Here is a 12,331-nt window from a genome sequence, read left to right on the forward strand (position 1 = left end):
CCAGTTTAGAAGAAAAAGTCAAGGCCTGAAATGCCCTAATTGAAACGCTTAGCAATGCCCGCAGACTGCCACGAAATGCTGCGGGACCTTCTTCCCTAGCCGGGTGGGATTCCCCGCCTTAGGCTACGGCCATGGATACAGCTGCGACAGAACCGGAAGCCGAAAGCCTGGGCGTACATGATTGCTGGAGATACCTTCGGTCCACCTCCCTTTGCCGAATGGCCTTCACCCGTGGCAACACGGTGGAAATCTTCCCGGTGAACTACGTGCCCAGCAACGGAACACTGCTGATCCGGACGGGAGAAGGCACGAAATTGGATGCAGTGGCGGAACGCAGGGTGGTGGCGCTGGAGGCCGACGGCCTGAACCAGTACGGCACCATCGCCTGGAGCGTCGTGGTGAAGGGCCACGCTGTGGTCGTTACCGACGCCGAGGAATTCCAGGACGCCGCCGACGCGGGGCTCTCGCCGTGGCAGGCGGGACCAAAGAACAGCCTTATCCGCGTTACACCCGAGGAGATCACCGGGCGGCGATTCGTGATCGCCCCGCCTACCCGGTGGTGGGCCCCGCAGGAGCCGGGCGACAGGGCCTGAGGCACATCTTCACCGCCGCACTGAGAGAACCAAGGAAGGTAAACCCATGGACGCAAGCAAGCCCATCGCCGTCGGCATCATCGACTCCTCCCCCTCGAACGCCGCCCTGCTGTGGGCGGCCGCCCGTGCCCGCCGGCTCAGGCTGCCGCTGGCCATCCTTCATGTCCTGGATGACCGCTGGATGGCAGGCGAGGCGCTCGATGCGCTCCCCTATATCGACGCCCTGCGGAACTCCGCGCTCGGCATGCTGAAGGAGGCCGGGGAACGCGTCCGCGCAGCAGAACCTGACCTTCAGGTAACAACTGAACTGCTGGAAGGAAGCGTCGGGGGATCCCTTGGCGACTATTCAACGAAAGCATCCATGCTGGTCCTGGGCAGCAGCGGCCACTCTCGCGCTGCACTGACGGACCGGGCGCTCCAGGCGGCTGCCCACGCAGAATGTCCGGTGGCGGTCATCGGCGCAGGCCACGGCGGCGGGCAAGGCGTCGTGGTGGGCGTGGACGGATCAAGGGAGTCCACCCAAGCCGTGGCCTTCGCGGCATCCGAGGCTGACGCACTGGGCGAAGAACTTACCGTCATCTATGCCTTCACCGGCCCCAACCGCTGGATCAAGGCAGGGCTGCCGTCCAGCAGTTTCGCGGAGCACGTGATGCAAGAGGAACAGATCGTCCTGTCAGAGACCGTGGCGGGGCTCCGCCAGGACTACCCCGGCCTCGTGGTGCACGGAGTCCTCGAAACCGTCCTGGAACCTGCCGACGCCCTGGTCCAGGCAGCTGCCAACGCACGGATGCTGGTTCTGGGCAGCCGGGGCAGGGGCGGCTTTGGAAGGCTGCTCCTCGGATCGACGGCGCACGGCGTCCTCACCCAGCCACCCTGCCCCACTGTGATCACACGGCTGAAGAAGACCCGGCATGAGTAATGACGGACGGAACCTGCTGACGGCGTGATGTATGAAGCCGGGGAAAGCCTCGAACACCACCCGTCCTCAAGCATGCCCGGGGGCCGGCGGTGGCACGATGGCCTCACCTCGGCTGATGTCCTGGAACGCACCAGTGCCGGACGCATCAACCGCGTCCCGGGAACAACAAGCCGCAGCCTCTGGGAAATCGTCCGGGCGAATGTCCTGACCCTTTTCAACGGCATCGTGGCGGGGTGCTTCATCCTGCTGTTGGTGCTGGACCAGTGGCGGGACGCGCTCTTTGGCTTTTCGGCCCTTGGTAACTCACTGATCGGAATCGTCCAGGAATACCGCGCGAAGAAATCCCTTGACCGGTTAGCCATTCTCCACGCGGCGGAGAGCAAGGTTGTGCGGGACGGCAGGCCCCAACGGATCCCTGCGGACGCCCTGGTTCCGGACGACATCGTCCTGCTCAGCGCCGGGGAACAGGTAAGCGCGGACCTGCGCCTCCTGGACGGAGGGTACGTGGAGGTGGACGAGTCCTTCCTGACCGGAGAATCCGAACCCGTGTCCAAGGCTCCCGGAGCGGTGCTCCTGTCCGGGTCGCTGATCATGGCCGGCAGTGGCCGGGCAGCGGTGTTCCGGGCAGGACCGGACACGTTCGCCTACAAACTTACGGCTGAGGCCAAGCGGTTCTCCCTGGTCACGTCCGAGATCCGCTCGGGCCTGGACAAAGTCCTCCGCGTCATTACGTGGCTGCTCCTGCCCACCGCAGCACTCGTGGCCAACGCCCAGATCCAGAATGCCGGCGGCTGGGAGGACGCCCTCAGTTCCGGGCGCTGGATACCCGGGACCTTGGGCCTGGTGGCCAGCATCATCTCCATGATTCCGCTCGGCCTGGTCCTGCTCACCAGCGTTGCGTTTGCCGTGGGCGGGGTCCGGCTTGCCGGCCACATGGTCCTGGTGCAGGAGCTGGCGGCCGTTGAGGTCCTGGCGAGGGTCGACGTCCTGTGCCTGGACAAGACGGGCACCCTGTCCTCCGGTTCCATCAAATTCGACGCCGTGCACGACGCCGGCACACCGCCGGCGGAGGGGTGGCGGAGGGCCCTGGAGTGGTTCGGCGCAAACGAGGAAGCCAGCACGACGGCCAAGTCCATCGGCGCCGCTTTTCCGGCGGGCGACCTCCTGGCGGCGGCCGCGTCCGTGCCGTTCACTTCCGCCCGGAAGTGGAGCGCAGTGACGTTCCCGCCCGGATCCGGGGCTCCCGGAACCTGGGTGTTGGGAGCTCCTGACGCTGTCCTTGCGGGATCCTCCCGGCGTGCCGGGGCCCACCGGCTCGCCGCGGCACTGGCCTCCACCGGGCTGCGGACCCTGGCACTCGCCCACATGCCGGGCTCCCTGCCCGGTTCCGTGCCCGAATCGGGCGAAAGCGGCCGGCTGCCCCCCGAACTTGTTCCGGTGGTGCTGTTGACCTTCCGTGAGGACATCCGGAAGGACGCACACAAGACCCTCGCATACTTCCGGCAGCAGGGGGTGGCCGTGAAGATCATTTCCGGGGACGATCCGCGCACCGTTGCCGTCCTGGCGCGCGAAGTGGGGTTTGGACAGGGTGCGGCCTATGACGCGCGAAACCTGCCCGCCGACCCCCTCCTGCTGGAAAAGACCATGGAGGACCACCACGTGTTCGGCAGCGTCACCCCTGCCCAGAAGCGGGACATGGTCCAGGCCCTGAAGCGGCGCGGGCACACGGTGGCAATGACCGGAGACGGCGTCAATGATGTGCTTGCGCTGAAGGATGCGGACCTGGGCATCGCCATGGACACGGCATCACCGGCCACCAAGGCCGTGGCACGGCTTGTCCTTTTGGACGGGCGCTTCGACAGGTTGCCCGCGGTCGTGGCGGAGGGCCGCCGCGCCATCAGCAACATCGAGCGGGTCTCCATGGTGTTCCTCAGCAAGACCGTGTACATAACCCTTATCTCGTTGGCTTTCGCCCTGCTGTTGCTGCCCTTCCCGTTCCTTCCGCGCCAGCTTTCCGTACTGGACGGACTGACCATCGGCCTGCCCGCATTCTTCCTGGCCCTCCAGCCCAGTGCACAGCGCTATGCACCTGGTTTCCTGAAACGCTCCCTGGCCTTCTCGGTACCGGCCGGTATGTGCGCCGCGCTGTGCGTGCTGGCGGTCGCCGCCTACGCGCGGCTGGGCGGCCAGCACGGCACCGGGGCGGTACAGTCTGCCACCATCATCAGCCTCGCCCTGATCGCGGCATGGATCCTGGTGATGGCATCCCGGCCGTTGAACTGGATCAAAACCCTCATTTTGGCCGGCATGTACGGCGGCCTGGTCCTCTTGTTCACCGTCCCTCCGGTCAAGGATTTCTTCAGGCTCGACTGGCCGCCCCCGGACCTGCTGGCGGCCTCCGTCATAGTGGCCGTGGCAGGAAGCCTGGCTATCGAAGGAATCGGCCGTTTTCAACGGCGCCTGGCCGGCGGCCAAGGAATGGCTGGCGGAAAATGACTTTCGGCTCTGGCCGGGCTGCGCCGGCCGTGCCACAGTGATAAGCCGGATGGCACGAGGAGGAATCGGTGCTCGCTTGGTGGGTGGGCCGCCCCGGCCCCGTCTCTACCCGTCCCCTGACCATGGGGATCCGCGAAAACCCCAGGCCCGGGGCCAACGAACTCCTGGTTGACGTGAACGTGTGCGGTGTCTGCCGCACGGACCTGCATCTCGCCGAAGGGGACCTCCCGCCCCGCCGTCCCCGTGTTGTGCCAGGGCACGAGGCAGTGGGCGTGGTAGCCGGGACCGGGCCGGGCAATTCCCCGTTCGCACCGGGTGACAGGGTAGGCATCGCCTGGCTTGGCGGGGTCTGCGGTACCTGCGCCTACTGCCGCCGCGGGGACGAAAACCTGTGCACGGCACCCGTCTTCACCGGGTGGGACAAGGACGGCGGCTACGCCCAGCAGCTCACTGTCGCCCAGGACTTTGCCTACCCTATCCCTGAGGTGTTCACCGATGAAGAGGCGGCACCCCTGCTGTGCTCGGGCATCATCGGCTACCGCGCGCTGAAGCGGGCCCGTGTGCCGGCCGGGGGCCGCCTTGGCATCTACGGTTTCGGCAGTTCCGCCCACCTGACCGCGCAGCTGGCGATGCACCAGGGGGCGTCCGTCTACGTCATGACCCGCTCGGCGAAGGCCCGTGCCCTTGCCCGGGATCTCGGCGCAGAGTACGTCGGCGGCGCCTACGACGATCCACCGGTGCCGCTTGATTCCGCCATCCTCTTTGCTCCTGTGGGGGACCTCGTGCCGGTGGCGCTCCGGGCCCTCGATCGTGGCGGAACGCTGGCGATTGCGGGCATCTACCTCAGCGACATACCGGCCCTGAACTACCATGACCATCTGTTCTACGAGCGTCAAGTGTGCAGCGTTACCGCCAACACGCGGGCGGACGGACTGGAGTTCCTGGCGCTCGCAGCCGAAATTCCGCTGGCACCGGCCACCACCGTCTACCAGTTTGATGCAGCCGCTACCGCGCTGGACGATCTCGCCGGGGACAGGATCACCGGTTCCGCCGTGCTCCGGGTTCGCCCGGAAACACCTGCAGGCCAGGGTGGGACCTTGGACTCTGGAACCTTCACCGCGTAAAGCGGATGGTGGTAGTGCCGGGCAACCAGCTGTCCCGGACCAGTATGAGCAGGAGGCAATAATGACTGAGCTGATGAAGTGGTTTGAGTCGCGCCGCTCCCCCATGGACCTGATTGAAAGGCTGTTCGAAGGCGAGACGGGGACGGCCGCCATCCGGGTAGAGGAGATGGTGGACGGCAACACCTTGGTGGTGCGGGCGGAGCTGCCCGGCATCGACCCGGACAAGGACGTTGACGTGACAGTGACCGACGGCGTGCTGTCCATCAAGGCCGAGCGGCAGGAAAAGAAGGAACACAAGGACAAGGACAGTTACCGGTCCGAATTCCGTTACGGTTCCTTTGTCCGGCGGCTCCCGCTGCCCAGCGGCGTCCAGCAGGGCGACGTCACCGCGTCCTACAAGGACGGCGTCCTGGAAGTCCGTGCTCCCCTGCCGGACCAGGGCCAGGGACCGGCGGCCTCGAAAATCCCGATTAGCAGGGGTTGACGGCTGGTGCCTGGTACTGCCGGGGCCAGGCACCACTCCGGTCAGCCGAACAGGACTGCCGCCTCCCGGTACCGCTCCTCGGGTACCACCTTCAAAGTTCCAAGGGCGAGCTCCAGGCCCACGGTGACAACGTCGGTTCCCCGCAGGGACACCATGGTCCCCCAACTCCCGTTCGCTGCCGCTTCCACGGCGGCCATCCCGAGCCTCGTGGCAAGCACGCGGTCGTAGGCCGTCGGTTCACCGCCCCGCTGGATATGGCCCAGGACGGTGGCCCGCGTTTCAATGCCGGTCAGCTCCTGCAACTGCTGTTCCAGCAGGCGGCCGATGCCGCCAAGCCGGGGCCGCCCGAAAGTATCAAGGCCCCGGGGCGCATAGGGTGCTTCCTGTCCCTCCAGCGCAAACGCCTCCGCCACCACCACCAGGGGTGCCCTTCCGCGGTCCCGTGCCGACATGACCCAGGCCGAGACCTGCTCCAAGGACACGGGATGCTCGGGAAGCAGGATGGCGTGGGCGCCTGATGCCATTCCCGCGTGGAGCGCAATCCAGCCGGCGTTGCGGCCCATGACCTCCGCGATCATGCACCGGTGGTGGGATTCCCCGGTGGTCCGCAGCCTGTCGATGGCTTCCGTTGCCGTTTGCACTGCTGAATCGAAACCGAAGGTGTAGTCGGTTGCACCGAGATCGTTATCGATCGTTTTGGGTACACCCACCACGTTGATGCCCTGGTCGGACAGGGCTTTTGCCGCCGCCAGCGTTCCTTCACCGCCAATGGCGATAAGGCCGTCCAGGCCGTTGCGCCGGAGGCTTTCCCTTACCGCGTCAGTGCCGCCGTCCTTGAGCGGATTGGTGCGGGAGGTTCCCAGGATGGTTCCGCCAAGCCGGGAAAGTCCCCGGACACTGGACCGGGGCAAGGGAACAACGTCCTGCTCCAGGACTCCCCGCCAGCCATCGCGGAAGCCCAGGAATCCGAATCCGTGGGCTACATCGCCCCCCAGCACGGCTCCCCGGATCACGGCGTTCACCCCCGGGCAGTCACCGCCGCTGGTCAGGATTCCGAGTTGCTTCATGATGCGGCCGATCCCTGCGCCTTCGCCGGCAGGCGGAAACTCCTGGCCAGCCCGGCCGGGAGGGCTGTGTCCCTCCCGTTCACATGCAGCGTGATGGGGGCCGCGTCTCCTGGTGCGGAGGCAATGTGCAGGCGCCCGTCCTTGAGTTCAATCTTGAGGTGATGTCCCCGGTAGCGGACTTCAAAGGCCACAGCCCGCAGCCCGGTGGGCAGGTTGGGCGCGAACACAATGGTGTCGCCGCTGAGCCGCAGCCCGGCGAAACTGCGTTGGATGACGTCGATGGTCCCGGCCATGGCGCCCAAATGGATTCCTGCCCGGGTTGTGCCATGCTGCGTGTCGTCGAGGTCGGCATCGAGGGCTTCCCGGAAACTGTCCCATGCGCGGTCCGCGTCCACCGCGGCCAGCACGGATGCATGCGCCACCCGGCTCAGCGTGGATCCATGGGCAGTCCGGGCGAGGTAATACTCAATGGTCCGGTTCAGCTGGTCCGCGGTGAAGGCGTATCCGAGTTCGGAAAGAAGGCTGATGAGCCCTTCCTGGCCCAGCAGGTAGGGCAGCATCAGGACATCGGCCTGCTTGGCGAGTTTGTAGCGGTTGGTACCGTCCCCCTCGGCCTCCAGGATCAGGTCCAGCCGCTCGATGCTGTCATAGGCCTCCCGGTAGCGTTCCCAGTCGAGTTCCTCCAGCTCTTCGTAACCGGCGAACTGGCTGATGATGCCGTCGGAGTGGAAGGGAACGAAAAATGCCTTGCCCACCTGCTCCCAGCCGGCAACTTCCTCATCCGTAATGCCGAGGCGGTCCATCAGCCCGCCCAATTCGTTGCCCTGCACAATGGAGACAAGCTCAGCGGCCCGGAGGCATGCCCAGGCAGCCATCACGTTGGTGTAGGCGTTGTCATCAAGTCCCGGATCGGCGCTGCCCGGATATCCCGTGTGGTACTCATCCGGCCCCACGACGCCGCGGAGGTGGTAACGGCCGGTGTCCTGGCTGCGCTCCGCCCGGGACGAGAAGAACCGGGCAACGTCGATGACCAGTTCAGCGCCCCGCCGGAGGAGCCAGGTTTTGTCATTGGTGGCCTGGTAGTACTGCCAGGCGTTGAAGGCCACGGCCAGGCCAGCGTGCAACTGCATATGCGAATTGTCTTTGACCCACCGCCCGGATCTGTCGTTATAGAGCCATTTGGGCGTCTCCTCCGTCCCGTCACTGCCGCTCTGCCACGGAAACTTCGCACCGGAGAGCCCCAGGACGGAGGCCGCGTGGCGGGCCGCGGGAAGCCTCCGCCAGCGGTAGTCGATGAGGGACCGGGCGACATCGGGCGTCCTCGACGTCAGGAGGGGCAGCACAAACAGTTCGTCCCAGAAGACGTGGCCCCGGTAACCCTCGCCATGGAGACCGCGGGCAGTGACTCCCGCATCCAGCTCGGCCGTATGGCGGGTCAGGGTCTGCAGCACATGGAAGATGTGCAGGTTGAGGACCAGGCGCACCTGGACCGGCGCGTCGATATCCACCCGGAACGGGTCCAGTTCACGCCGCCAGGCCTCCTGGTGGGCAGACAGGAGGGCTTCGAAATCGTCACCGCACCGCTCCAGTACGGCCCGCGCAGCCGACGCCGGGGAGGAAATCGCGCGGTCACGGGAGGTCACTACGGCCACGGCCTTGCTGATCCTGGACGGTGCCCCGTCGACGAGCGGAACCTCGAACGTCCGGAAGTGAAAGGCACCCTTCCTGCCGGGATGTCCGCCGCCCGCCGCCCCGGATACCAACGTACGGAACGCGGCAGCAATCCGGACCAGGCTTTGCGTCGTTTCAGCTTCGACGACCGAAATGTCTTCCGGATTGGATGGCTCGACGCCGCTTCCGGCCTTGGTCCGGTCCACCAGGTGGATCCCGGGAACGGACCCCTTGCCGGGAGTGTTCATATTCCTGACACCGGCGTTGACGCCGCTGCGGACTTCCACAACACCGTTCCAGCCCAGCGGGGTGACTTTCATGTCCAGGGCAAGGAGGTGGGGCTCGGCCATGGACGCGAAACGCGTCTGGACAACTTCCAGGCGCCGCTTGTCAGCGGCTTCCAGCAGCAGCCGCCGCTCCAGGACGGCGCGCTGGAGATCCAGGGTGCGGCGCTCGCGGAGGACTGTCATTCCACCCGTCGACCACCACTGTCCGGGCGACAGCCGAAGGTCGACCGGAAGGCAGTCAGGGGCATTGACCATGTGCTCTTCCACGAGCACTTCACCGGCCACCTCGGAGGCCACCCGGTTGTAGACGCCCGCGAGGTACATGCCCGGGTACCGGAAGCTTCCGCCCTCCGGCGCCGCTCCCCGCACGCCAAAGTAGCCATTGCCAAGGGTGGTAAGCGCTTCGCGGTGCCCCTCGTGGCCGGCGTCGAAGCCCTCATAGATCAGTTGCCAGGGATCACCCACAACGAGGCCCAGGTCCAGTTCGCCAACGTCGTTGAGGACAGAGCGCGCCCCGGCGGCTTCGAGTTCCCGCCGGCTGCCGTTGCGGTCGATTCCCACCACCAGCCCGAATCCGCCCCGGTGCGCCGCCAGTACCCCCGCGACCGAGTCTTCAATGACCACCGCGTGGGACGGCGATACCCCCAGGCGGAACGCGGCGGCCAGGAAGACGTCAGGGGCGGGCTTCCCGCGGAGGCCCAGGTTTGCTGCGGCGGTCCCGTCCAGGATGACGTTGAAATAGCCCGGAATGCCGGCCGCGTCCAGGACGGAGGAGGCATTGCGGCTGGACGTGACCACACCGGTGGGAACACCGGCGTCGGAAAGTCTTTGCAGCAGCTGCATTGTCCCCGGATAGCTTTGGACGCCGTCCTCCCTCAGGTGCTCGAGGAACAGGCGGTTCTTAAGGGCGCCCAGCCCAAAAGCCGTCCAGGTGCCCGGCTCATCCCGGTCAGATCCCCGGTCGACTTTCACTCCCCTGGAGGCAAGGAACTTCAGCACGCCTTCTTCCCGGGGAAGGCCGTCAATGTAGTTGCGGTAGTCGGCTTTGGTGAGGGGGGACCGGTCCGCGGTGGCGGGTATCCGGGGATCCTTCAGGATCTGTTCGAAGGCCTCTTTCCAGGCGGCCTGATGCACCAGCGCCGTGTTGGTGACCACCCCGTCCAGGTCGAAGATAACGGCGTCAAAGGGCGGCTTGGCGGCAGCAGCAGTGGGCGACGCGGTCATATGACAGGGATACCAGCAGGCCGTCCGCCCGTGACAGTGCCGTTAGGCCTGTCTGCCCAGCCGCTGCTCGGCTGCGGCGATGACGGGCAGGGCCTTCAGGAACGTGTCCGGGTTCAGCGAGATGGAATCAATGCCCTTGCTGATCAGGAACTCGGCAAGGTCCGGGTGGTTGCTCGGGCCCTGCCCGCAGATGCCGATCTTGATGCCGGCCGCGTGTGCTTTGTCGATGGCCTGGGCAATCATCGAACTGACGGCGGGGTCCCTTTCGTCGAACAGCCCGGCCAGCTGCTCAGAGTCGCGGTCCACGCCCAGGACCAGCTGGGTGAGGTCGTTGGAGCCAATGGAAAAGCCGTCGAAGCGCTGGGCGAACTGTTCCGCCAGCACCACGTTGGAGGGTATCTCGCACATCATGTAGAGCTGCAGCCCGGCGCTGCCCCGTACCAGGCCGTGCCCGGCCATGGCCTCTATGACCAGGTCAGCCTCGCGCAAGGTCCGGCAGAAGGGAATCATGACAATGACGTTGGCGAAACCCACTTCCTCGCGGACGCGCTTAAGGGCCCTGCATTCCAGGGCAAAGCCCTCGCGGTAGTGCTCGCTGTAATAGCGCGAGGCACCGCGGAAACCCAGCATGGGGTTTTCTTCCGCGTGTTCAAAATAGCCGCCGCCGATCAGGTGGCTGTACTCGTTGGTCTTGAAGTCGCTGAGCCGGACGATTACGGGCTTGGGATGGAACGGCGCCGCGATCTTGGCGATCCCGGTGGCCAGCACATCGACGAAGTACTCCTGGGGGTCCCGGTAGCCGCTGGTGAGTTTGCGGATGAGCGCTGCTTCCTCAGGGTCTGCCACCCGCTCGGGGTGCACCAGGGCCATCGGATGGATGCGGATGAGGTTGTTGATGATGAATTCCATCCGGGCCAGCCCCACTCCAGCCGCCGGCAGGCGCCACCATTTGAAGGCTGCGGCAGGACTGCCGATGTTGACCATGATGTCGGTGCCGGTGGCGGGAAGAGCCTCCATGTCCACTTCCTCCACGGTGTACTCCAGGAGTCCTTCGTACACCCGGCCTTCTTCGCCTTCCGCGCAGGACAGGGTGATGGGGTCACCGTCAGGCAGGGCTTCGGTTGCGTTGCGTGTTCCGACGACGGCGGGTACGCCCAGTTCCCGGCTCACGATCGCCGCGTGGCTGGTAGGCCCGCCGTGGTCCGTGACGATGCCCGCTGCACGCTGCATCACCGGCACCCAGTCCGGATCTGTCATCCGGGTCACCAGCACCGAGCCGTCCACGAACGATTCGATGTCCTTCGCATCCCGGATGACGCAGGCCGGCCCGTTGGCTATGGCATCACCGATCGCCGCCCCTGATGCCAGCACGCGCCCCGGCTCACGCAGGTGGTAGGTGCGGAACGTGGAGCTGCTGCGCCGGGCCTGGACCGTCTCCGGCCTGGCCTGCACCATGAACAGTTCGCCCGTTACGCCGTCTTTGGCCCATTCCATGTCCATGGGCCTGCCGTAGTGTGCCTCCACGGCAGCGGCCCAACGCGCCAGCAGGACAACTTCCTGGTCGTTCAGCACCAGGATCTCCTGCTCCCGTTGGCTCGTTTCCACCATCCGGGTCCTCGCGTTTCCCCCGAGGCTGTAGACCATCTTGCGTTCCTTTGCGCCGCGTTCCCTGTCAATCACGGGGCTGAAGCGGTCATCGGCGAGCAGCGGTTTGAACACCTGGTATTTGTCCGGGTTGATGGTGCCCTGCACTACCGTCTCGCCGAGGCCCCAGGCGGCGCTGATAAGCACGGCCTGCGGGAACCCGGACTCCGTGTCGATGGAGAACATGACCCCCGAAGCGCCGACGTCCGAGCGGACCATGCGCTGGACACCCACGGACAACGCCACCTCCAGGTGGTCGTAGCCCTTCATTTCCCGGTAGCTGATGGCGCGGTCCGTGAACAGCGAGGCGTAGCAGTTCCGGCAGGCTTCGAGGACGGCGCGCTCCCCCGCCACATTGAGGAACGTCTCCTGCTGGCCCGCGAAACTGGCGTCCGGCAGGTCCTCCGCTGTGGCACTGCTGCGGACCGCAACCGCAACCTCGGGCTGGCCGGCGCGGCGGCAAAGGAGGCGGTAGTGTTCCTCGATTGCCTGCCCGGTGCTTTCCGGAAAAGTGGCTGACAGAAACAGTTCCCTGATGGCCGCCCCGGCCTGGCGCAGGGTGGCCCGCCCCGCGCGGTACTCCCCGAGGTAGGCCCGGATGCGCGGCTCCAGGGCGTTGGCTTCCAGGAAAGCGCGGTAGGCAGCAGCGGTGGTGGCGAACCCTTCCGGGACCCTCACGCCGGCCGAACGCAGGGACCGGCTCAACTCGCCCAGGGAGGCGTTCTTTCCCCCCACGGACGCGATGTCCCCTATCCCGGTGTCAGCGATCCACATGACATGGACATCGGCACGGGGGGTTGCGGGTGCAGTCATGCCTTGATT

The 12,331-nt window shown here is 66.0% G+C and carries 8 protein-coding genes; 5 read left to right on the plus strand and 3 right to left on the minus strand.

What is annotated here, in order from left to right; all coding sequences use genetic code 11:
- The first annotated feature begins 131 nt into the window (after window positions 1-131).
- From ACQ3DC_RS11755 to ACQ3DC_RS11775, 5 genes are all read left to right on the plus strand, one after another.
- A complete protein-coding gene (locus ACQ3DC_RS11755) occupies window positions 132-593 on the plus strand; it encodes a pyridoxamine 5'-phosphate oxidase family protein (protein ID WP_157242020.1) in 462 nt (153 codons plus the stop codon).
- A 46-nt stretch (window positions 594-639) separates the two neighbouring features.
- Window positions 640-1,512 (plus strand): universal stress protein, encoded by an 873-nt coding sequence (locus ACQ3DC_RS11760; protein ID WP_157242019.1) that lies wholly within the window; start codon window positions 640-642, stop codon window positions 1,510-1,512.
- A gap of 27 nt (window positions 1,513-1,539) precedes the next feature.
- Entirely contained in the window at window positions 1,540-4,008 is a 2,469-nt protein-coding gene (locus tag ACQ3DC_RS11765) for an HAD-IC family P-type ATPase (protein ID WP_430752366.1), read from the plus strand.
- Window positions 4,009-4,076: 68 nt separating this feature from the next.
- A complete protein-coding gene (locus tag ACQ3DC_RS11770; protein WP_321213666.1) occupies window positions 4,077-5,132 on the plus strand; it encodes a zinc-dependent alcohol dehydrogenase family protein in 1,056 nt (351 codons plus the stop codon).
- 61 nt (window positions 5,133-5,193) lie between these two features.
- Entirely contained in the window at window positions 5,194-5,616 is a 423-nt protein-coding gene (locus tag ACQ3DC_RS11775; RefSeq protein WP_157242018.1) for an Hsp20/alpha crystallin family protein, read from the plus strand.
- 41 nt (window positions 5,617-5,657) lie between these two features.
- Here the strand turns inward: ACQ3DC_RS11775 and ACQ3DC_RS11780 are convergent, their stop codons facing one another.
- Genes ACQ3DC_RS11780 through ppsA form a run of 3 tightly spaced genes read right to left on the minus strand, consistent with a single transcriptional unit; the run spans window position 5,658 to window position 12,322 of the window.
- On the minus strand, window positions 5,658-6,683 hold the full coding sequence (locus tag ACQ3DC_RS11780; protein ID WP_157242017.1) for a 6-phosphofructokinase: 1,026 nt from the start codon (window positions 6,681-6,683) through the stop codon (window positions 5,658-5,660).
- Window positions 6,680-9,865, minus strand: a complete 3,186-nt coding sequence (locus ACQ3DC_RS11785) for an HAD-IA family hydrolase (RefSeq protein ID WP_430752304.1) — start codon at window positions 9,863-9,865, stop codon at window positions 6,680-6,682. The genes ACQ3DC_RS11780 and ACQ3DC_RS11785 overlap by 4 nt, the downstream gene beginning before the upstream one ends.
- Window positions 9,866-9,907: 42 nt before the next feature.
- The gene (gene ppsA, locus ACQ3DC_RS11790) at window positions 9,908-12,322 is read right to left on the minus strand and encodes a phosphoenolpyruvate synthase (RefSeq protein ID WP_430752305.1); all 2,415 of its coding nucleotides are present in this window, start codon (window positions 12,320-12,322) and stop codon (window positions 9,908-9,910) included.
- Window positions 12,323-12,331: the final 9 nt, after the last annotated feature.

This window comes from Paenarthrobacter sp. NEAU-H11 (assembly GCF_050573415.1).
In the GTDB taxonomy this organism is placed as follows: Bacteria; Actinomycetota; Actinomycetes; order Actinomycetales; family Micrococcaceae; genus Arthrobacter.